The sequence below is a fragment of the Clostridium mucosae genome, from assembly GCF_024622765.1.
Taxonomy (GTDB): Bacteria; Bacillota; Clostridia; order Clostridiales; family Clostridiaceae; genus Clostridium.
Genome location: NZ_JANKAF010000023.1, coordinates 1 through 23,605, shown reverse-complemented (window position 1 = coordinate 23,605; position 23,605 = coordinate 1). Strand labels below are relative to the sequence as shown.

The following is a 23,605-nucleotide window of genomic DNA, read 5'->3' as shown; positions in this document are numbered from 1 at the left end:
CTATTTTCCATTATACACTGTTTGACGTTTTTTTCAACATATTTATTCTTCGTCTGGACAAACAAACGTAATCTTTCAATTATTGTAAATGTTTTCCTCGTTTGTTTATTATAGATTTTATATTTTCTTAAATTTCTGTTATTTTATCTGTTATATGTACTATATCACCTCCATGACCAAATAAATAATAATCCTTTTCTTTAACTACAGTAGAATCCTTTATAAACTTACTAATGTTTATATCAAAAACTTCTAGATGATAATCTTTAAAGGAATATATACCCTTAAATTGGTCTTTTATTTTTATCTCTTCTTCTTTATCAAGGTTTCTTTGTATAAATCCCGGAATACCTCTTTTTTTATTAAATCTAAGATAATCAAACTTTAATATTTCTTTTAATATAAAATTATCTTCTTTTAATATTTCCATATTAAAATCTAAAAATACTTTATAATACTCACTATTTCCTATGTTTCTATCAAAATAGCCTTTAGAGTCAAAATAATTACCTAAAGTATAGTAAAAATCAAACGGTGTATCAAATCTCTTTACCAAGTATTTTATTATGTTATTAAATTTTTGAGAGTTATAATATTTATCGACCATTTCCTCTACTTTCTTAAGCTTTATTAATTCATCATAGCTTATATCTTTAGTTTTCAGAATTTCATATGGTGGATATGGAGAGTATTTCATTCCATACTCTTCTGCTTCTTCCCTCATTGATGACCCTCTTAAAAGCTTTAAAAATCCTAGTTGAATTTCTTCTGGCTTTATACTATAAACATCGTTAAATGATTTTTTGAATGAATTATAATCTTCTCCTGGAAGTCCTGCTATTAAATCAAGATGTTGTTTTATGTTTCTGATTTGCAGAAGTTCTTCTACTTTTTCTTTTATGTCACTAAAATTTACAAATCTATTTATTCTATTTAATACATCATCATTTGTTGTTTGTACTCCAACTTCAAATTGGAATCTATCCTTTGGTGCTTTTCTTAATAATTCAAGTTCAGATTGTTTTAATATATCTGCTGATATTTCAAAATGGAATTGTGTTTTAGTATCTTGATTAATAAGAAACTCCCAAATTGCCATAGTAAATTTATGATTACAGTTAAAAGTTCTGTCTACAAACTTTACAAGCCTAACTTCCTTATCTATAAAATATTTCAATTCTTGTTTTACTCTGTCTATATCTAAGAATCTAACCCCGTGAGTAGTTGATGATAAACAATATTTGCAATTAAATGGACATCCCCTAGAAGCTTCGTAATATACTATTTTATTATCTAAATTTTCATCTTCTTCATATGGGAATATTAATTCATTCATATTCATAAGAGGTCTTTTACCATTTGATATTACTTCTCCATCAATTTTGTAATATAAACTTCTTACTGAATTTATTTCTCTTATTCCTAATTTATACTCTACAAATTCTCTATATGTTTTTTCGCCTTCTCCTTCAATGATATATTCCCCATTTAATTCTTTTAATATGTTTTGACTATCGTAAGATACTTCTGGACCTCCATACAATATCTCTATATCTTCATCTACTAATTTTATAAGATTAGAAAGTCTTTTTATCATTTCTATATTCCAGATATAAGTCGAAAAGGCCACTACATTCGGCCTTTCCTTTATTATTTCTTCTAATATCTTTTCATCCCTATCATTAATAGAAAACTCTCTAATCTTACAATCATAATCCATATCTTTAGTAAAGGCTCTTAGGTATCTAACTGCTAAATTACTGTGTACAAATTTAGAATTTATAGCTGTAAATAAAATTTTCATACGTATCTTCTTCCTTTCAAATTAAAGTTTTATCCCCTTTATAAAATGTATATCCTCCCATAATTTAGTTTCTTCTATTTTATAGTATTTTTCAAGTAATTTTTTATTATCCTCTATATTTGACTTTATTATTGGATTTAAATTTTTGAATTCAAATTCTCTTACTTTACCAGAAGGTAGTACAGCCATTATTTTATTATTAATCATCTCTTTCACTTCTTTATTTATATCCCATATAAATATTTCTCCACCAACTTTAATGTACTTTGTTATTTCTTCAATCAGCTTTAATCTACTAGAATTGTTCCATAGCTTGCTTAAATGAAAAAACATTGTGCAAGTGTCATATTCTTCTTCATTAAGAACTATACTTGAATTATCTCCACCAACATAATCCACTGAAATTTCATCCATTACATCTTTTGATATATTGTAAATAACCCCGAAACTCTCCCCAACATCTAGTATATCTCCATTTAGCTTTACATCAGATAAATTAAGTACTATAGTTTTTTCCATCTCACCTTACCTCCTAATTACATAAGTTATATTATATTTATATTTATTACTTCTGTAATTTATTAATAATTTTTATAAAAAAGAAGAGGTTTCTTTAAAATACACAAATAGATTATACTTATATATTTCCAAAGAATTTCTCTTCCTTTTATCACTTAATATTATCTTTTACATTTTTATTTTTTATTAGTATACATGTAATTATCACTATAATAAATACTATAGAAAAAATCCAAAATACCTTTGGCAGCCTAAATAATTTACCAGATTTGTTGTATTCAAGATTATATAAACATCCAAGTTTACTATCTAAAATATAAAAACTATCTTTATAAAATAATATTTTCTCTATCTTACTTTTATCTCCTAAGTCTACTAAATCTCTTGCTACTCCCTCTTTGCTTAGCGCATAAATAAATCCTTTTTTATTATTTCCAAAGATAATAGTGTTCTTTTCAAAGCATATTCCTTCTTTATCTATTGCTAGTCCTTGTAATGATGAAACATCGTTATCTTGATACATAGGAGCACTTGGATTTTTATCTGGATGATTCTTTATTAAAAATTCTTGTCTTACTGACTCTGTAAATCTTGGTGATGTTATAGGGTCTCCGCCACTATAATCTGGCCATCCATACCAGTTTTCCTCTTCAATATTATAAATATAATCCTTATCATCTTTTATATTTCTAGGAGGTAAATCTTCCATGCCTCCAACTATTGCTTTAATTTTCCCCTCACTATCTATATCCCATCCATTTATATTTCTTATTCCATGAGCATATAATTTTACTTCCTCAGTATTAATATCATAAGATAATATAGCAGCATTACCTATTTTTTTAGATTCTACCTTTTCTCCTACCTCGTTACTTACTGAATAAGGAGAAAAAGCCCCAGTTTTTCCATCTCCATAATTGTTTCCTGTTAAAATCCATGGACTAGTTGCAATATCGAATGCTTCCCCTTTTGAATTAACAACTCCAGCATTAGTATTACTTCCAACAGAAAAATAAAGTTTATCATTATCTAAAAGCAAATTTACCTTCTTATTTATGCCATCATTAGGTATTTCAGTTATAAGTTCCTTATAGGATTTTGTGTCTAAGTTATATTCTAATACCCTATTGTCTGTAGCTATGTATAACTTTTTATTATAATATAGGATATCTAAAATATTAAATTTACTTTCTCTTATTATTAGTTCATCATTTCCATCTTTATTAAGTACTCTGATTGTATCTTCAAATGCTAGATATAAATTACCTTCCTCATCAAAGGCAAAACTTTTAGCTCCTTCACACCCTTTAAGGCTTATTGACCAATCTATGTTTTTATTTAAAATATCTAAATCATATTTATTTGTAACCTTAAAAATTCCAAAGGCGATAGTCACTACTATAATTGAAACAAGCAAAAATTTAATAAACCTCTTCATGTCCTCCCCCTTATTTTCTATTTATGTTTAATTTATATTTTGAAATACATAAATTATTACCTTTATGATAATTTAATTTTCCCTTTATTTATTTATTTTCTTAATATTTAGTAAAGGCATATTTTCTTTTATTTAGGAATAGATATAAGTGTACTAATTGGGGGTGATAAACTTTGGGAAAAGATAGTTTTGTAAGAAATTCTTTTCTTCTTACAGCATCTAATATAACCACAGGAATTTTAGGATTTATTTTTTCAATTTACTTATCAAAACTTATAGGCCCTGTTGGGATAGGATTATATGGCTTAGTAATGCCTATATATAACCTTTTTATCTGTTTAATGACCGCTGGAATTATAGCAGCTATATCCCAAGTATCTGCAATATATAAATCTAAAGGCCAATATAATAACATAAGTAAGACTATAAGAACAGTTGCAAGCTTTAATGTAATATGGGCAATTGCCATAGGAATTATGGTATTCTTTTTAGCTCCCTACATAAGTAAATACGGTATACATGATTTGAGAACTGTTAATGCTATCAGAGTAACTTGTCCAGCAATGGTATTTATAGCTTTATCTAATATATTAAAAGGTTATTTTTATGGAGTCTCTAAGATAGTAGTTCCTTCTTTTATTGATATTCTAGAAAAAGCTATGCGTATTATCACTATTGCTTTATTAATTTATATGTTTAAAGCTACAACAATTACATCTATGGTAACTTTAGCTTATGTTTCCTTAGCAATTGGAGAACTTCAAAGTTTACTTTTATTATTTGTATATTATAAAAACCTTGCAAAGAAAGTTCCTCCATCTGTTGATAAACCTGAAAGAGCTTCACAATTGTTATTTAATGTTTTTATAATTGCATTCCCATTATGCCTTAATGGATTTCTTGGAAATTTATTTGGTACAGCATCAACCTTACTAGTTCCTAGAAGATTAGCAGCTGCTGGCTTTGATACTACCGTGGCATTAGGAATGATAGGAAAATTTACTGGAATGGCATTAACAATAGTTACTTTTCCAATGATAGTTATTTCTTCTATTAACTCTCTTATAGTTCCTGATCTATCAGAAACCTTAAGTAGGGGTGACTATTACAATGCTACTGTAAGAATAAAAAAAGTTATGAAGATAGCATTTTTACTTGGACTAGCTACAGCCATAATTTGTAATATAATTCCTGATTCACTCGGCCAAATGTTTTACGGTAGAGATGACTTAGGTCAGTATATAAAGATTGCATCATTAAGTGCGCCAATTTTCTTTACTGCAAATACTATGTTTGGAATACTAAATGGATTAAATAAACAAGGAGTAATACTTAGAAATTCGTTAATAGTATCAGTACTAGAACTTGTTTGCTTATTTATATTTATTGGACTTCCTGGTGTTAATATAATGGGTTATGGTATAACCATATTTATAACATCTAGTGTAAGTTTATTTATAAACCTTAGAGAAGTTCAAAAGCATATATATTTAGACTTATCAACAAGTAATATAAGCATATTTCTACTGTTGTCAGTACTAATATTTATGATACTTAGGTTATTTACAACTAACTTCTTAAATGATTTATTTATAACTAAAAACTTAATAGTAATTTCACTAACATTCCTTATATTTACTGTACTTAGCTTCTTTGGCATTGAAGAAGAATAATTATAAATTGTAGATATATAGGCTACGCTAACTTATATTTCTAATTTATAATAGCAGTGTAAAGTGAAAGAGTTATTGAATAAAAAAACAAGGGATGTCGCGAAACGCGACTCCCCTTGTTTTTTTATTGTTAATTAATTTGAATTGAAAATTCTTCACCTATTTGTATCAAATCATTATCATTTATTTTTTCTATATTATTATTTTTATTTATTTCTATAGGAAATTGCATTGCATAAGGTGTGAGAGTAATAAATTTAGCTGTTTCACTAAATTTAGATTCTTTACTATCTAATTTTAATACTCCTCCATTGCTAGTTCCTTTACTAAGTATAAAGGCTATTTTGTTCCCTTCATTATCTAGGCCCTTTAATTTTAAATAATAAGGTATTACATCTTTCCCCTTACGATCTATAGAATAATAAATCTTCTCTCTAATTGCATTTGAAGTATATTTATTTAACTTTATCTCCTCACCACTTGCTAATGTGAAGGTGTTATTTAATTCTATTTTCCTAGTATTATTTGCAAGTTCTTCGCTACTTGTTGTAAACTCAAAAGTAATAGGCTCAGTACGTTTAAATTCTTGATTTATAAACATATCTCTATAAGTAATTTTTATATCTAAGTCCCCATTATATTCCTCTTCCTTAAAAGAACATTCCATTGCTGTGGAATAGCCAGAATCATCTATTATTATTCCTCCTAGTCCACCTACCTCAGCTACTCCCAAAGAATTCCCATTTACAGATACCTCTGGTATAAGAAAAATTGATTTTCCCTCTAATTTTTCATCTTTAGGCTTAAATGTTGAAGATATTATTAACTCATCATTATCTAAAATAATCTCATTTAATTTAATTTCCAATTCATAATTACTTAAAGTTTTATTTACAACTGTTTTGTAAGACGATAGATCTTTTTTTATTCCTAAAAATGTTGCTATTTCATAACTTGCCACCTTTATACTATCAACTACTGTAGCTCCAACATCAGTTCCTATCAATCCAATAAAAAGTACTCCTGTCAATGTTGCTGCTATTATAGTCTTTTTTCTCTTATTGCTTTTCTTATTTTCTTTATTAATGGATTTTTTTAAATTATATTTTATTTTCTTTTTCTCTATATCATTAAATCCTTCTTCTTTAAGCTCATCAAAATTAATATTATAATCGTTTAACATATCATAGATATTTTTATTCATAATTTACACCTACTTTCATTCAATCTAAATAAGCTTCTAATTTTATTCTTTCCTCTAGATATCCGATTATAAATTACTTCTCTTTTTAATCCCATCTCACTACTTATATCATCAATATTCTTTTCCTCAACATAAAGTTTCATAAATAAACTTTTGTCATCATCTTTAAGATTGTTTAGCAGATCTTCTACCTCATCATTTAACTCATTTTTCATTATCTCTTTATTAGCTGTATCTTCAACACTTATATTTAAATCATCAATATTCTCATATAACAATTCCTTCAAATATTTTCTCTTATAATCTAGACATTTAAACTTCGTTATACCAGCAAGCCAATTTTTAAATTTACCTCTATCCTCATCAAAACTTTCAATGTTATACCAAACAGCTAATAATACATCATTTATACATTCATCCTGAAAGTTTTCTAAATTATATAAATGTTTCTTTACAATAGCCTTAATTATCCATCCATAGTTATCCAAAACGTAATCTATAGATTTTTCATTTCTCATTTTCATCTGAATAATGAAGTTCTCTTCTGTAATCCTCATTATTTACCCCTTCTTTCCATACAGGCCTGCCTTTTAAATTTCTCTTACACTTAATATTTCGTAAACAAAATATGTATATCTATCAACAAATAAACTTTTCTCAAACTTTTTAACAAATCTTTATTATAGAAACATTATTACTCTAGAATATATTATTTTTAATACGAATCTAAATTTCACTTTATTATTTACTCATTCAAATCAATTTAAGAAATTAAGCTCCATCTGAATTTCAACCTCAATTATCCATCATCAATTATGAATTGTCCATTATAAAAAAAGCCCTCTGTAATTTCTTAGTTACAAAGGACTTTCATTTTATATTAATTGATTAAAATATTTATATTTTTTATTTTTATTAACTAATCCAAGTCATACTAAACTTTTTTATTTTCCATGCTCCATTTATTTTTTCCGCCTTAGTTGTAAATCCAATAGCACCAAGACCAGAAGCCCACTTTGTTCCTTCAAATGAAATTTCATTTTCTGTATTTTTTATATATTCATCAATTTTAAAGCTTATACCATCAACAAAAGCTGAATTCTTTATATATCCTTCACTTTCTAATTCTTGAAAAGTCTTATCTATTAAAGTTACATTATATTTCTTAGCTAGATAGTCAAATAATTGTGTTTTATCTTCTCCAGTAAAATCTTTAAATGTACTTGTATCTATATTTACATATTTAATATCACTATTTAATCCTTTATCGGCTTCCCATGCTATATTAAATATCTCTGCATATACTTTTGCTTTTTCTGTTTTTAAAATCTCTTCTTGAAGTTCTTTTTCTTTTGAAGTCTTAACAAAATATTCTCCTTGTCTATTTATAATAGTTGCTTCATCTGTTGCTATTATATTATTAGTTTCTTTTTCTTCTATTTGTAGAATTACCTTTATTTCACTATAAGCATCCTCTGTATAGCTCACATCCTCATATGGTGTAAATTTAACCGCTTCTCCTGAATTAATGATCTCATAAATAGGACCTTCATCACTTACAAAACCATGTATATCTTTTTCTTCAAAAGTATCTTCAAGAATCCAATGATATTGTAATTCTTTATTTGAATCTCCATCTACTACAGGAGTGAAAGTTACTACTTCATTGTAAAATAATACGATATCACTTTCTATATTTACTTTAATTTCTTCATCTTGTGTTATTTGATAGTCATCACTTATAAATTGTTTCTTTTCTTCTAAATTACATCCAACTATTAAAATTATCATTAGTAATATTATTATTACGGATATTCTTTTCATAGCAACCTCATACTTTCTAATTCTCTAAAGAATCTAAGGACTTTACATATTGCTTAATAAGCTTATTATCACTTTCATAATTATATATATATTCAAATACTTCTCTAGTATTTGGATCAACATATAATTGTTTTAATGGATAGTATTCATAGCTTATATTTTCATCTGTATTGTTTTTATAATACTCATCATTAGCAATAGAATTAGCATAAACAAGTACATATTCTCCAACCCTATAAACAGGAACCCCTTTCCAAGTTTCAATAAACTTTTTAGTTTTATCTTCAATATTATTATAACCTCGTTTATCAACTAATCCTGGGTTAGCTTGCTCTATAAAATCATAATAACTTAGTTCACCTCCATGAACTCCAAGAACAATCTTATCTCCCTCTTGAATATTATTTCTATAGTCATTTATAACTTTAATAGTTATATCACTATAAATCATATGACCATCTTTAACATAACTATTTACATTAATAACTCTCCCGTAAACTATAGACTCTGCCTCTGTTTCATAATTTATAAATCTTGAATCATCTGCATAACTGTTTTCTAATGCTGAACCTAACACTATTTTATCCTTTATAACTTTTTCTAAATCTAAATCCTCTAAGAAATCAATTTTATTTGCAATGTCAAGTTTAGAATTATTACTTTCACTTATAATACCATTACCTGTATTATTCTTCTCCCATAAATTTTTGTAAGTCATTCCTATAGTAAAGATAATACCTATACTTGCTGCTATAATTAATGCTTTTTTATTTCTTTTCTTTTTTTTATGATTTATCATATTTTCTATCTCATCCCATAAATCAGGCATATTATTTTTAGAATAGTCTCTTAATAAATCTTTTATATCATTATCCATAACTCTTCTCCCTATAAACTTATTCTTTTTCTAAGTTTTTTAATAGCTTCACGATATCTCCATGTAACTGTCCCTATAGGCTTATTTAAAATCTCTCCAATATTTTTAAATGTAAGGTCAGATATTGTATGCAAAATAACAACTTCTCTTTCTTCTTCATTTAACAATGCTAAAGATTCTTTAATCTGAAGTTTTTGATTAATATCTTCAATCATATCCTTATTATCAATTACATTAATTTCATCTACTATATCTTCCCTCTTATATTTCCTTAAATAATCAATAGAAGTGTTTCTTGTTATGGTCATTATCCAAGCTTTATGATTATTACTATATTTATATTTACTACCGTTACTCCATATTTTTATAAACACATCTTGGCATATATCCTTTGCTAAATCTTCACTTTTAATTATAGATAGGGCATAGGAGTAAATAACATGCCCATAGTAATCGTAAATTATTTTTAGAGATTCTTTTTTTCCGTTCTTTATTTCTCTCAAGCATCTTTGAAATTCCAACTCGCTCATAATTCCTCCATCTGTTCTGAAGCATACTTCACTTATTATACGTTTAGAACCAAATAAATTTATGGTAATTAAAAATATTTATTTATTAGTTTCACATTATTCTTTCTTCATTAGCAAGTTTAAATATTATTTTCAAATAATTCACTATCATTACATCTATTTACTTCAATTTAAGAAGTCCAATTTTTACTGAATTTCAACTTCAATTAACTATTATCAATTATGCACTGCCCATTACTAATTATCAATTACAAAAAGTCCTTCGTAGTTTCCATAACTACGAAGGACTTTTCTTTTATCTACAACTAAATATAAATTATATTCTAGCACTTTAATTCTTGATTTAACTCTTAAAATAATACTTTCAAAAACCCATTCTTTTATCTAGCCTAATCAATTCAAGAAATTCAGCACCATCTGAATTTAACCTCAATTATCCATTTTCAATTGTCCATTATCAATTCTTTATATAAGTTCTTTTCTAAGACTTCTAGGTAAGAATCTAAATACCCTTGGCGAAATTAAATCTAAATCCTTCTTTCTTATTCCTCCAAAGTAAACCATTGTATATAAATATACTATTCCACCTATACCTATTAAAACTAGTGTTGCTACAGCAATAATAACTCTTCCGCCTCCAAGCATATCTGCTACTTTAATAACCGGAAATTTTACTAGGAATATTACAATGGTCATCAATATAGAACATATTGTTGGTACTATTGCTTGCCTTATTATAGGTATTTTAACCTTAAAAAATCTTTCTATTTTTCTATGATTTATTACAGCTGGAATAATAAATGATACAAATGTTGCTACTACTGCTCCCATTATGTTTATGCTTGGGACTGGAATTAATATTAGATTTATAGCTATTTTTGCTATTAATCCTGCGCTTGCAGATACTATTATTAAGTATAATTTATTTATTCCTTGAAGAATAACATTTTGTATGGTTGTTATTGACATAAATATAAGTAAAGATGATCCATACATAAGCAATGTATATCCTGTAGATGTATTATTAAATAGGAATTTATATATTTCCTTACTTAATATAGCTAATCCAAATGTAGCTGGCATAATTATTATATATGTTATCCTAAATGCATAGCTTGTTTGTTGCTTTAAGTCTTTTTTATTCTTATGTACAAAAGCCTGTATTACCTTAGGAAATATTGAAGTTCCAAGTGCAGTTACTATAGCTAAAGGAACATACACAAGAGTTTTATAGTATGATAAAACTGCTCTTAAATCATTAATTTGTTCTTGATTAAATCCTGCCGAACTTAAGCCTCTTCCTAGAGTCATAGTATCTATAACACCTGCAAAATTTTGAACACCTGCAACTAATGTTATAGGAAGAGCATACATAAATAACTTTTTAACTATCCTTTTATCTGATACTCTTCTTCTACTTGAATCATGGTTTTTTTCAGCTTCTTCTTTATAATTTCTTTTTTCATATATATATATTATATATATTATTGCAATTATAGCACCTAAGGAAGTTCCAACAGTTCCCCCTGCGCTTCCCCATTCATTACTACTTGTTATAGCAATTAGCATACCTGCAAAAACTAAACTAAGTATAACATTTATTAACTGCTCTATAATTTGAGATATAGCTAGAGCCTCCATCTCTTCAACTGCTTGCATATATCCTCTATAAGCTGCTAAAATAGCAGCAAAAATTATTGCAGGTGCCAAAAATACAAAAGTTAAAGCTGACTGTTCTGCATGAATTATTTTTGAAAGAGGAAATGCTAAAGCCATAAAAATCCCAGCAATTGCTATACTTATAATAGCTAAATACTTTATAGATAGTTTCATAGCTCGTAGTGCATCTTTATGGTTTCCCATTGCTCTAAGCTCTGTAACAACCTTTGTAACTGCAGGTTGTGCACCTAAGCTAGTTACTGCAATTAAAAAAACGAATATATCATATCCAGCAGTATATATTCCGTAACCCGTTTCACCTAGAACAGCAGTTAATAAAGGAACATATATTGCTGATAATAATTTACCAGCAATACCTGCAATTGATAATATTAAAAAGCCACGTCCGGCTGATTTTTGTTCCATACCCAATCACCTTTTATTTTATTGTGAATTTAAACACATCATTTTTAATCTTCTTAAATACTGGTGGTAAGCTTTCTATTATAGTTTTATTGTTTAAATAGCTTAATTTATCTGGTGCATCTCTAAAAATTAATTTATATGCATATAAGAACTGACAATCAAGTCCAAACTTATTTGCAAAAAATGAATTTAATTTTCTATCTCCGTATTTGTTATCACCAATTATAGGAGTTCCTAAATGTGATAGGTGTGCTCTAATTTGGTGACTTCTTCCTGTTATTAAATCTATTTCTAAAAATGAATACGCTCCATTTGTTTTCAAAGCTTTAACTTCCATTGCTATTTCTTTTGAATCATTTATTTTTTCATCATATATTCTTGATATATTAGCTTCTTCATTTTTATGGATATATCCTTTATATAATCCATCTTTAATTTTTCCTTTTACTAATGTATTATAATACTTTTCAACTTTACCTTCTCTAATCATTTCATTCATTGTTCTTAATGATTCAAAGTTTTTCCCGAATATAACTATTCCTGAAGTATTTCTATCTAATCTATTACATGGTGCAGGAGTAAATGTTAATTCATTTTCAGGTAAGTAATCACCTTTTTCATTTAAATATGATAATACGTAATCAGTTAAACTTGCCTCTTTTCCCTTTTCATCAGGGTGCACTAAAATATTAGGCCATTTTTCAACTATTAGTATATTAGAATCTTCATAAGTGATCTTCATTCCTCTAGCATTAACTTTAATAAACTTTTCTTCTGGCTTTTCTTTATTACTTTGTATATATTTTATTTCTACTACATCATCTATTTGTAAAGAGTAATTTTCCTTTTGTTTCTTTCCATTAACTCTTACATCACCTTTTCTTAAAGCCTTAAATATTTTGCTTAAAGGAACATCTTTTAATAATTTTCTTAAAAATTTGTCTAATCTTTGACCTGCTTCATTTGTGCCTATTTCTATTCTCAAACTAATCACTCCTAGTTTTTTAGTATTCTAACTATATTTTCCCCATTGTTATAGATTAATATTAAATTAGCTTCTTGTCAAATACTCTAACACCATTTGACACTGCATTGCTACGCCTAATGGCAGACAATCTTCATCTATATCAAACAAACTACTATGAGCAGGATAAATTATATTTTTACTTTTATTTCCTGAACCTAAAAAGTAAAAAACAGCAGGTCTTTCATTTGCAAAATATGCAAAGCTTTCAACACCCATCTTGGAATTTTTTTGAAGTAATATATTTTCTTTTCCTATAACTTTTTCAGCACCTATCTTAAATAAATCAACCATAAAATCATCATTATATAAATTAGGATAAGATTCTTCTATATCTATCTCTGCTGTTGCTCTTGAAGATTTGCATATTCCATCAACAATTTCAATTAATCGTTCTTTAGCAAATAATCTGTCTTCCTTACTCATAGTTCTGATAATACCACTTATCTTTACTTCATCTGGTATTATATTTTGAGCTGTTCCACCATGAATACTTCCTACCGTTATAACTGCTGGATTTGATGTATTTATTTCTCTGCTTACTATAGTTTGCAAGGCTAATACAACATGACTTGCTATAACAACTGGATCTACAGTTGTATGTGGATAAGCTCCATGTCCGCCAGAACCTTTTATCGTAATAGTAAATGGGTTAGATGCTGCATTAACTACGCCAGGCTTTAACATTATAGTTCCGCATTCTAAAGTTTCTTCAACATGAAGACCACATATACAATCAACTCTTGGATTCTCTAAAACTCCCTCTTCTATCATAAATCTAGCTCCACCTATAGTTTCCTCGGCTGGCTCAAATAATAGTTTTACATTTCCAGTAAATAAATGTTTGTTTTGATTTAACAATTTAGCTGATCCAAGCAATATAGTTGTATGAGCATCATGTCCACATGCATGCATTCTTCCCTTAATCTTTGATGCATAATCGCAAACTTTTTTATCTATAATTGGAAGCCCATCTATATCTCCTCTTAAGGCTATAGTCTTTTCACTACCTTCGGTATTTTTTTTAGTTCCTCTTATTATTCCACATACTCCTGTTTTAGAAACTTCTTTAAATTCTATTCCTTCATTTTTTAAAAAACTTTTTATAAACTTTGAAGTTTCATATTCTTCCATCCCTATTTCAGGGTGTTCATGTAATGTTCTTCTTATATTTATTAATTCATCCTTTATGCTTATTGCTTCCTCTTTAAAATTCATATTCTTGCCCCCTATTTCAATGTGAAATTTAACTTTATTAACTCCAAAAAACTTGAATATTATCCCCACTTTTCAACTTTTCTGTATATCCCACTTTATTTCCATTAAGTAACAAAGTAATTATTCCCTTTGCTTCTTTTAGATTAAACTCTACATAATTAAAGATATCAACAAAGATATAATCTTTTTGTCCACTAAGCGTTATTAACTCATCATTAAATGTTACTTGAATGTCGTTATTGATATCTAAGTTTTCTTTTAAATCCTTTACTTTAATTTTATCTTCATATTCAATTGTATTTGTTTCATCTTTTTGCTTGTCTAAAAAATTTGAATTACTATAATATATCAGGTTATCGCCTTCACTAACTATATAATCTGCTAATAATTCTACTCCGCTTTTTTCTAATGAAACATCTTCTTTTATTATATATTCCTTTATATCTTTAATTGATTTAGGAAATATTATATTAATATCATCATTTTCTTGTATATAATAATCTATGCTTCTAATTTCATTATTAACAATAATGATTGGTTCTAAATTAATTAACTTATTATTTATATATATACCTATACTATTAAACTCTTTTATTTGTTCAATTATTTTAGGTCTTGCATCTTTTCCTGGAACTGCATATGATATTTCTATTATATCTCCATCATTAACATGCTTATCTATGCTTTCTAGTTTATCATTAAGTTTAATTATAGGATTTTTTCCTTTTTCTCCAAAAGCTATTCGCTTTATACCATTCAATTTATATCTTAAATTCTTGCCATTTTTCCCAATAAGCATACTTGGATTTATGCCTGCTTGTATAATAACATCCATAATAGTATGATTATGAGAATTAAACATACTTACAGGAGTTCCATTTAATATAACATCTATAAAATCCTTTTCTCCATTCTTTAATGCCACAAGAGCAATTCCAAGTACTGTTACTCCAGCTGATCCTAAGTTATTATCACTTATACATTCAACTACAGCTTTTCTATCTTTTATCGCTATTCTTTGAACTGGAATATTTAATTTTTCACTAAGTTCTTCTATCATCCAAGGGGTATGAGCTCCACCCCCCACTAAAAACAATGCACTTGGCGATTTATTTCCATTAAGTTCAATTATCTTTGAAGCAATTCCCTCAGAAATTTTTCTTACTACTGGTCTAATTGACTTTTTTATACTTTCGGACTTAATTGTATTTTCAACTCCAATTATATCTGTATATGTTATCTCTTCTTTTAACTCTAAATTTCTTTTTATGTATTCAGCTGTATTAAAATCAACCAAGCACTCCTGCACTATGGCTTCTGTTACCTCATCACCAGCCTGTGGAACCATTCCATATGAAGATATGCTTTCCTTGGAGCTTATAGCTATATCAGACGTTCCTGCTCCAATATCAACTAGAGCTATATTTAAAAGTCTTAAGTTTTTAGGTACCACAGCTTCTATAGCAGCAATAGGTTCTAAAGTTAAGTTACTTACTCTTAGCCCAACCTTTTTCATAACTGTATATAATGAGTCAACTACAGAACGTGGTAAAAATGTAGCTATTACTTCTACTGATGCTCCTTCACCTTTATGCCCTACTAAATTAGATATAACAAATCCATTTAAATAATAGTTTTTTACTGAATAACCTACACAATATAATTTTCCATCTGTAGTTTTATTTATTTCACTTTCAGCTTCCTTTAGAGCAATCATCTCCAAGTTTCTTATCTCTTCCTTTGTTATCTCTTCTTCGGAATTAAGCTCCATTTTCCCTTCTGAATTTATAGTCTTTAAAAATCTACCAGCTGCAGCAATAGATACATTATCTAACTTTATTCCAAGCTCTGACTCTATATCATCTACTATCTTCTTTACTGATCTTGCTACTAATTCTATATCATGAATTTGACCATCTATCATAGCTCTTTCTTCATGTTCTAGATATTTTTCACATATTATTTTTACCTTATCATTTTCTACTATTCCTATACTTCCAATAATAGATCTTGTTCCTACATCTAGTGCAAATTTAATATTCTTTAAATTTACATCATTCATTTGCTAACACCCCATATTTAATATATTAACTCATTTTCTTCATTATCTTTATCTTTATCTTTGTCTTTTATCTCTTCATTCTTTCTAATCTTCTCAAACTTTATTAAGGCATAATAAACTCCACTTTCTACTGCAAATGTTATAATAAAATATAGTACAGCAAATATTAATATTCCTACTAAAATATAAACCAATTACAAATCCCCCTTATATTACCATAATAAGATTATACATCCTAAAAAAGTAATAGTGAACAATTAGTTCACTATTATAACAAGATTATTTTCAATTAGTACCTTGAGAGAGAAGCTTTTACTAAGGTTATCACCAAAATCAATTTTAATTACATCTTTATCTATTGATACTACTTTTCCATCCCCATAAGCTCTGTGATGAATCATATCATTAACTTTTATTCCGTAATCCTCATTTAAATTTATATCTTTAAATCCACCTTCTTGTGCAAATCTAGATACATCTTTAAACCTTCCTCTTTGTGTTTTAGGAGAAAAGATATATAAATTATTTATTGCTCTAGTTATTCCAACGTAAAACAATCTTCTTTCTTCTTCTATATTTTCATCCATTGATGATTTATGCGGAATCGTTTCTTCTGTAGCATTTATTATAAAAACATTTTTAAACTCCATTCCCTTAACACCATGAATGGTGCTTAAAATTACGCCTTCTTGTACAGCTTTACTCTCTTCTATTTTTTCTTTAACTCTTTCAACATGACCTAGTAACTCTATTATAGTTTTTAACCCATCTGCTGCACTCTTAAATTCTTCTATTATATCCTCAAGTTCATCTATACTTTGATTGTACCTTTCTCCATACTCTTTTAGGTAATCTATATAATTTAGTCCTGAAACTATATATTGTATTGCACCTGATAAAGAAAGTTTATTTAAATATAATATATCCCTTCGCAATTCATCTAACTTTTTTGCTTGATATGGCGGTGTATCTTTCTTATCTATTAATATGTCAAACGGAGATTTATCCTCAAATGAATTTCTTATATATTCTAAATTTGATTTACTCACATATCTAAAAGGCTTATTTATTATTGATAGAAAGCTTTCTTTATCTTTTATGTTTATTGAAAGCTTTAAATATGAAAGTATATCCTTACATATAAAATGCTCAAAAAAATTATATCCTTTATCTAATAACACAAATGGTATTCTCCTACGAGTAAATGTATCTATCATACTCCTTGCTTCCATGTTTGTTCTATATAAAACTGCATTATCACTTAGATTATCAATAGATTTTTCAATTATGCCTGCTATTTCTTCACCTTGAATCCTCTCATCATAAGGAGTTGTAAATTTTATTATGCCAACAGAGTCCTTATAAGAATTTATAACTTTATCATTTCTACTCTTATTATTTTTTATTACTTCCTTTGATGCTTCTACTATATTTTCATTACTTCTATAATTTATAGAAAGGTATATCTTTTTAGCCTTTGGAAATATTTCATCAAATCTTACCATGTATTCTGGTTTTGATCCCCTAAAGCTATAGATACATTGATCCTCATCTCCAACTGCAAAAAGTGAATTTTCATGATTTATCAACTTTAAGAATTGAATTTGTAATTCATCACAATCTTGAAACTCATCAACTAAAATATATTTAAACATTTCTCTATATTTATTTAAGGTATTAGGATTATCTCTTAATAAATTTATTACTTTAATTGATAGATCATCAAAATCCCAAAGTCCATTTTTAGTTTTATACTCCTCATATTTCTGTAAACATTCAATAAAAATATCTTTTGCCATAGTAGGTTTAAATTCTTCTATAGCTTTTAAGGAAGTTTTAAAAAATGAGATATTATTTAATGCCTCCTTTATTTTATCTTCGCTTACTTCATCTGAATACTTTGATAAAACAGACTTTATTAACCTATGAGAAATTCCCCCATCTATTATTGATATGTTAAATCCCTCTTTTAAAAGAATTTTATAAAACAATCCATGAAATGTACCAAAAAAAGGGGCAATTTCTTTATTAAATACATTTTTATATCTACTTCTCATATTATCAGCTGCAGCTCTAGTAAAAGTTATTATTATAATATTACCTAATCTCACTTTTAACTCATTTACTAAATAATTAACTCTATTTATAATAACTGTAGTTTTTCCTGATCCAGGTGCTGCAACAACTAGTACATTTTTTTCTTTTATATAAACAGCTTCTTTTTGATATTCATCTAAATAAATTTTCATATTTGCTCCTTTTTTATATTATATTATTGACTTTTTTATGCTATAAATAACTATATTGTAATAATTTATGTATAGATGTACAATATATTTATATATTGTAATTTATCCTATAGATAAATTCATTTACTATATTTAAACGTATATAAGTTACAATTAATACTTAATATCCAACTAAAATATCTAAGTATTTGATAATAAATAAAGTTAGTATTTCAGTAACTTATAAAAAAATAGATAATATATGCTTTTAATTTCTCTTTTTTCTAAAACTAATCATATCCAATATTTAATATAATACTAACTTTGATTATGTATATTATAATTGAAACATATATAATTTATAAGAGGAGAAAAACATGGAAAATTTAATTAGATTTGATGTTACTAATGAACGTAACCTTACTATGTTAGTAGACTTTTATGAACTAACAATGGCAAATGGATATTTCAATAAAGAAATTGAAAATAAAATTGCATATTTTGATATGTATTTTAGAAGAGTTCCAGATGGTGGTGGATACTGTATAATGGCTGGTGTAGATCAACTTATACAATATCTAAACAACTTAAAATTTACTCAATCTGATATAGAATATCTAAGAAGCAAAAATATTTTTTCTGAAGAATTTTTAAATTACTTGAAAAATTTTAAATTTGAATGTGATGTCTGGGCTATTCCAGAGGGAAACTTTGTTTTTCCAAATCAACCATTAGTAATAGTTAGAGGACCTGTTGTTCAAGCTCAATTTATAGAAACAATGATATTACTTACTATAAACCATCAAACACTTATAGCTACTAAAGCTAATAGAATTTGTAGAGCTGCTGCTGGAAGAACAGTTATGGAATTTGGTTCTCGTAGAGCACAAGGCTATGATGGAGCAATTTATGGTGCTAGAGCATCAATAATTGGAGGTTGTGACTCAACAGCTTGTACTATAGCTGATAAATACTTTGATGTTCCAACTGTTGGAACAATGGCCCATAGTTGGGTTCAATTATTTGATACAGAGTATGCAGCTTTTAAAGCTTGGGCTGAAGTATATCCAGATAATTGCTCACTTCTAATTGATACTTATAACGTATTAAAATCTGGTTTACCAAATGCAATAAAAGTTTTCGATGAAATATTAAAACCTATGGGTAAAAGACCTAAGGGAATCAGAATAGACTCAGGTGATATAACTTATTTAACTAAAAAATGCAGAAAGGCTTTAGATGCTGCTGGATACTCCGATTGTAATATAATAGTATCTAATTCCTTAGATGAACACATAATAAGAGATGTATTAGATCAAGGGGCTTGCATAGATTCATTTGGTGTTGGAGAAAGATTAATTACTGCTAAGTCAGAGCCTGTTTTTGGTGGCGTATACAAACTTGTGGCTGTAGAAAATAATAATCAGATTATCCCTAAAATAAAGATAAGCGAAAACACTGAGAAAATTACTAACCCTGGATTTAAAAAGATATACAGAATTTATGATAATGAAACTCATAATGCAATAGCTGACGTAATAGCTTTAAATCATGAAGTTATTGATGAATCAAAACCACTTGAAATATTCCATCCTATTGAAACATGGAAAAGAAAAACTGTTACTAATTTCTATGTTAAAGATTTAATGGTGCAAATATTTGATAAAGGCGAGCAAGTATATGAAAGCCCATCAGTTTTAGAAATAAAAGAATTTTCAAAGAATGAAAGCTTAAAAATGTGGCCAGAAATATTAAGATTTGAAAATCCTCATAATTATTATGTAGATTTATCCCAAGATCTATGGACACTAAAGCAAGATTTACTTCATAAGTGCATAAAATAAAAAAGAGTGATTTAATCACTCTTTTTTATTTATTTTAATAATTAATAACTTTATCATCAATATTATAGTTTAAATATCTATCTTGTGAATAAAATAAGTCTTCATCCACGCTACCAACAAACTCCACTTTATTATTTGAAGACAAAACCTCCTTAAATGGACACGTATCAGCTTCATCGCTTTTATAATACATAGGACATGTATTATAACAACTTACCTTTTCTTTATTGGTTGACCAAAACGGACAATTACTCATACCTCTCCCCCCAATACCTAAAGTGTGAAAACGAAATCACAATTTTCTTATATTATATTATATCTTTTTGCTAAAATAAAGTATTTTATATCCCTTTTTGAAAAATAAATATCGACTTAATTCCCTATATTTTTACACCACTCAATAGAGCTACAATATATATCAACTAAAACTCCATCATCAATTTTTAAATTAGTACATTGCTCTTCTATTTTTTTATTATCTAGTACTTCGTATGCTAAGGCTAACTCTAAAATATCTCTTAGAATATTTTTTTCTCCGATTAAAGCCTTCTTTATTTCTATATTAACAGGTAAGTTTTCAACAACATAATTGATATCTTTCTCCATCATTAAATGCAAGTTTGAAAACAACCCAACCATAAAGGCTGATGATAAATCATTATAGTGTATTATCTTAGATATTCCCTCACAGAATTTAGCCCTTATTACTATATTCTTAGCATACTCATCACTTTTACCAGACGAAATTTCCACAACCGACAATATTGATAACCACTTTCTAAGTTCTTCTCTTCCAATTAACATTATAGCCTGCTTTATAGATTTAACTTCTTGAAGAAAGCTAAAATAAGATGAATTTATAAATCTTAAGAATTTATATGTTAAAGCAATATCTGTTTTCATTGTGTACTCAACTTTATCTATATCATAATCTTCTCTTATTAATTCTATCAAAAGTGTAAAAATACTAGTGTTCTTTATTGCCATATCTTTTCCTAAAAATATAGCTGGCTTACTATAATAAAATCCTTGAAAATAATCATATTCAAGGCTTTTTGCTTCTTCCAAATCTTCTAATGTCTCTATTTTTTCAGCTAGCATTTTAATACTAAACCTTTTACAAATTTGAGCAATTTTTTCTCTTGATTCTTTAGATGAAAGAAGAAAATCAACTTTTGCTATGTCTATAACCCCAATAAAATTTATAATATCATTTATATCTACCACATCATCTAATGCTATGCAGTATCCTAATTCTTTTAAATAAGATAATTGATTAATTACATCTTCCGATGGATTAACACTTTCAAGTATTTCTATTACTACTCTTTCTTTTGGTAGTAATGTTGCAATATTCTTCTTTATTAACTTTTCTGAAAAATTAACAAAAGCTAGTTTATTATCAGTTAATATATCTAACCCAAAAGACGATATATTATCTATTACTTTATATGTAGCCTCTTCATCTTCGATATAGCCTTCGAAATTATTTTTTAAAGAATTTCTATAAAGTAATTCATAAGCTACTACTTTTTCTTCTTTATTATATATCCCTTGCCTAGCTATAAAAATATCCATTTTCTCATCCTCTATTATTAATTTATAATTATTATATACTAATAACATGTAATTTAAAAGAAATTAAGTAAATTTAACAGAAAAGTAAAAAGATATGAAATTAGTGTCTATATTCTGCACTCTATTCCATATCTATAATATTATATCTAAACCATTAATTATCTTATCTTTTGCAATGACTACTATTTTTAACTACTGATATATTAATTATTTCATTAGTAAATGCTTTAAGTAGTGCTTTTTCCAAAACTTTTTCTTGATCAAAATTTTCTATATCCCTACATTCAGCAAATACCTTATTTATTTCTCCATCTACATTTCTATATGTTAAAGTTACATATGGCTTTTCATATTCCACTTTAATTATCTTTAATCCCCATGATATCTGCGCATAATCACCATCTGTGGTAAGTTGTGTTAATTCTCTTAATTTTACTTTTTCCTCTGAAGGGTCAGTTATTACAATTAATTCGTCTCCAACTTTATATTTTGCCATTTTATTTCCTCCTCATAAATATAAATTCATCTTTATTATATATTATTGCTACTTTTTATGATATTATTATTTTATAAGATTAAATAATTTAAACTATATAAGTTTGTTAATTTATTAACAACGTTAATATTATATTATCATATAATATTAACGAATACAATAGTAACAAGAAAATTTTACTATATAATTAAAATATTTCAACAATTAATATTAATTATTTAATAGCATTAATTACTAAAAAACATTTGTTGACACTTAATTCTTTATAATATATAATTTAATTAATAATAAAAAAGGATGGTGTATTATGGAGAATATAACTTCTATCTTCAGAGAAAAGAAACTAAAACTTACTCCTCAAAGATTAGCGGTTTATAAATATTTAATGAGTACAGATGAACATCCTTCTGCAGAAATTATATATAAAGCACTTCAACCTGAGTATCCTACTATGAGTTTAGCTACAGTTTATAAAGCATTAAAGACTTTAGTAGAAGTTAAATTAGTTCAAGAAATTAATGTTGGAGAAGGCAATTTTAGATATGATGCTAATTCACATGAACATGCTCATATTCAATGTATCAACTGTAGTAAGGTAACTGACTTAGAAAATATATCATTTACGACTCTTAATCGTACTGCTGAGGAGTGCTCAGAATATAAAGTTCTATCAAACAAAATATTTTTTTACGGATTATGTAAAGATTGTCAATAAATAATTAAAGAGCTGTATTAGATTGAATTAATAAATTCAATCTAATACAGCTCTTTTTTAATTTTACAAATTTTTATATACTAATTTTTATGTAAATATTTCTATTAATTTTGTTTTTTTACAGTTAGATACCTATTTAAATTGTTTATCACTTCTAAATTGCAATATCAAATTGAACTATTTTTGTTAAATTGAATAAATAGCATCTAGATATTGATCAAAGAGAGCTTCTAGTGTCTTATAATTTAACTTTCTTCTAGGAATAGTATTAATCCAATCTTCAATACGAGATATCTCATCAATAGTATATTGGAATATAGCTTTTCCTTTTGGTATAAATCTTCTTATTAGTCCATTATGCCTCTCATTGCACCCTTTTTCAAAAGATGAATAAGGGTGCGTAAAATATACCTTAGTAGAACAATCATTTTCTATATTACTAAGGTTTGAAATTTCAGATCCATTATCTGAAGTTATTGTTTTAAA

The 23,605-nt window shown here is 27.0% G+C and carries 21 protein-coding genes; 3 read left to right on the top strand and 18 right to left on the bottom strand.

Annotated features, from left to right (window positions below):
* Positions 1–127: 127 nt before the first annotated feature.
* The 3 genes from NSA50_RS17515 to NSA50_RS17505 form a co-directional block, all read right to left on the bottom strand.
* Positions 128–1,804, bottom strand: a complete 1,677-nt coding sequence (locus NSA50_RS17515; protein WP_257447226.1) for a B12-binding domain-containing radical SAM protein — start codon at positions 1,802–1,804, stop codon at positions 128–130.
* Positions 1,805–1,825: 21 nt separating this feature from the next.
* Positions 1,826–2,323: a hypothetical protein gene (locus tag NSA50_RS17510; RefSeq protein WP_257447223.1), complete on the bottom strand. Its 498-nt coding sequence runs from the start codon at positions 2,321–2,323 to the stop codon at positions 1,826–1,828.
* Positions 2,324–2,474: 151 nt separating this feature from the next.
* Positions 2,475–3,761 (bottom strand): hypothetical protein, encoded by a 1,287-nt coding sequence (locus NSA50_RS17505; protein WP_257447220.1) that lies wholly within the window; start codon positions 3,759–3,761, stop codon positions 2,475–2,477.
* Between the two features lie 173 nt (positions 3,762–3,934).
* On the opposite strand from NSA50_RS17505, the gene spoVB reads away from it, so the two are divergent.
* Positions 3,935–5,434, top strand: coding sequence for a stage V sporulation protein B (spoVB, locus tag NSA50_RS17500; RefSeq protein ID WP_195262595.1), 1,500 nt, complete (start codon positions 3,935–3,937; stop codon positions 5,432–5,434).
* Positions 5,435–5,564: 130 nt separating this feature from the next.
* On the opposite strand, the gene NSA50_RS17495 is transcribed toward spoVB, so the two are convergent.
* The 11 genes from NSA50_RS17495 to NSA50_RS17445 form a co-directional block, all read right to left on the bottom strand.
* Entirely contained in the window at positions 5,565–6,638 is a 1,074-nt protein-coding gene (locus NSA50_RS17495; protein WP_257447216.1) for a DUF4179 domain-containing protein, read from the bottom strand.
* Positions 6,635–7,195, bottom strand: a complete 561-nt coding sequence (locus tag NSA50_RS17490; protein WP_195428813.1) for a sigma-70 family RNA polymerase sigma factor — start codon at positions 7,193–7,195, stop codon at positions 6,635–6,637. The genes NSA50_RS17495 and NSA50_RS17490 overlap by 4 nt, the downstream gene beginning before the upstream one ends.
* 358 nt (positions 7,196–7,553) lie before the next feature.
* Positions 7,554–8,462 carry a hypothetical protein gene (locus tag NSA50_RS17485; RefSeq protein ID WP_257447210.1) on the bottom strand — a complete coding sequence of 303 codons (909 nt, stop codon included), beginning with the start codon at positions 8,460–8,462 and terminating at the stop codon, positions 7,554–7,556.
* 16 nt (positions 8,463–8,478) lie between these two features.
* Positions 8,479–9,339, bottom strand: coding sequence for a hypothetical protein (locus NSA50_RS17480; protein ID WP_257447206.1), 861 nt, complete (start codon positions 9,337–9,339; stop codon positions 8,479–8,481).
* An 11-nt stretch (positions 9,340–9,350) separates the two neighbouring features.
* The gene (locus NSA50_RS17475; RefSeq protein WP_257447203.1) at positions 9,351–9,869 is read right to left on the bottom strand and encodes an RNA polymerase sigma factor; all 519 of its coding nucleotides are present in this window, start codon (positions 9,867–9,869) and stop codon (positions 9,351–9,353) included.
* Between the two features lie 465 nt (positions 9,870–10,334).
* Positions 10,335–11,954 (bottom strand): putative polysaccharide biosynthesis protein, encoded by a 1,620-nt coding sequence (locus NSA50_RS17470; RefSeq protein ID WP_195262596.1) that lies wholly within the window; start codon positions 11,952–11,954, stop codon positions 10,335–10,337.
* A 13-nt stretch (positions 11,955–11,967) separates the two neighbouring features.
* A complete protein-coding gene (locus tag NSA50_RS17465; protein WP_257447199.1) occupies positions 11,968–12,939 on the bottom strand; it encodes an RluA family pseudouridine synthase in 972 nt (323 codons plus the stop codon).
* A 66-nt stretch (positions 12,940–13,005) separates the two neighbouring features.
* Complete coding sequence (locus NSA50_RS17460) at positions 13,006–14,196, bottom strand: M20 metallopeptidase family protein (protein ID WP_257447196.1); 1,191 nt, start codon at positions 14,194–14,196, stop codon at positions 13,006–13,008.
* Between the two features lie 37 nt (positions 14,197–14,233).
* Positions 14,234–16,258 carry a cell division protein FtsA gene (locus tag NSA50_RS17455; protein ID WP_257447194.1) on the bottom strand — a complete coding sequence of 675 codons (2,025 nt, stop codon included), beginning with the start codon at positions 16,256–16,258 and terminating at the stop codon, positions 14,234–14,236.
* Between the two features lie 17 nt (positions 16,259–16,275).
* The gene (locus tag NSA50_RS17450) at positions 16,276–16,452 is read right to left on the bottom strand and encodes a DUF6019 family protein (protein ID WP_195262600.1); all 177 of its coding nucleotides are present in this window, start codon (positions 16,450–16,452) and stop codon (positions 16,276–16,278) included.
* Between the two features lie 63 nt (positions 16,453–16,515).
* Positions 16,516–18,507, bottom strand: coding sequence for an ATP-dependent helicase (locus NSA50_RS17445; RefSeq protein ID WP_195428819.1), 1,992 nt, complete (start codon positions 18,505–18,507; stop codon positions 16,516–16,518).
* A gap of 356 nt (positions 18,508–18,863) precedes the next feature.
* On the opposite strand from NSA50_RS17445, the gene NSA50_RS17440 reads away from it, so the two are divergent.
* A complete protein-coding gene (locus tag NSA50_RS17440) occupies positions 18,864–20,330 on the top strand; it encodes a nicotinate phosphoribosyltransferase (protein WP_257447189.1) in 1,467 nt (488 codons plus the stop codon).
* Between the two features lie 34 nt (positions 20,331–20,364).
* Here NSA50_RS17440 and NSA50_RS17435 read toward each other — a convergent pair whose 3' ends face one another.
* The 3 genes from NSA50_RS17435 to NSA50_RS17425 all read right to left on the bottom strand — a co-directional run bounded on the left by NSA50_RS17435 (position 20,365) and on the right by NSA50_RS17425 (position 22,404).
* Positions 20,365–20,586: a hypothetical protein gene (locus NSA50_RS17435; RefSeq protein WP_257447186.1), complete on the bottom strand. Its 222-nt coding sequence runs from the start codon at positions 20,584–20,586 to the stop codon at positions 20,365–20,367.
* A 116-nt stretch (positions 20,587–20,702) separates the two neighbouring features.
* The gene (locus NSA50_RS17430) at positions 20,703–21,908 is read right to left on the bottom strand and encodes an EAL and HDOD domain-containing protein (protein ID WP_195262604.1); all 1,206 of its coding nucleotides are present in this window, start codon (positions 21,906–21,908) and stop codon (positions 20,703–20,705) included.
* 163 nt (positions 21,909–22,071) lie between these two features.
* Complete coding sequence (locus NSA50_RS17425) at positions 22,072–22,404, bottom strand: hypothetical protein (RefSeq protein WP_195262605.1); 333 nt, start codon at positions 22,402–22,404, stop codon at positions 22,072–22,074.
* Between the two features lie 307 nt (positions 22,405–22,711).
* On the opposite strand from NSA50_RS17425, the gene perR reads away from it, so the two are divergent.
* Entirely contained in the window at positions 22,712–23,119 is a 408-nt protein-coding gene (gene perR / locus NSA50_RS17420) for a transcriptional regulator PerR (RefSeq protein ID WP_195262606.1), read from the top strand.
* Positions 23,120–23,305: 186 nt separating this feature from the next.
* Here perR and NSA50_RS17415 read toward each other — a convergent pair.
* Positions 23,306–23,605, bottom strand: a 300-nt coding sequence (locus NSA50_RS17415) for an IS30 family transposase (protein ID WP_257447180.1), incomplete at its 5' end; no start/stop codon positions are given.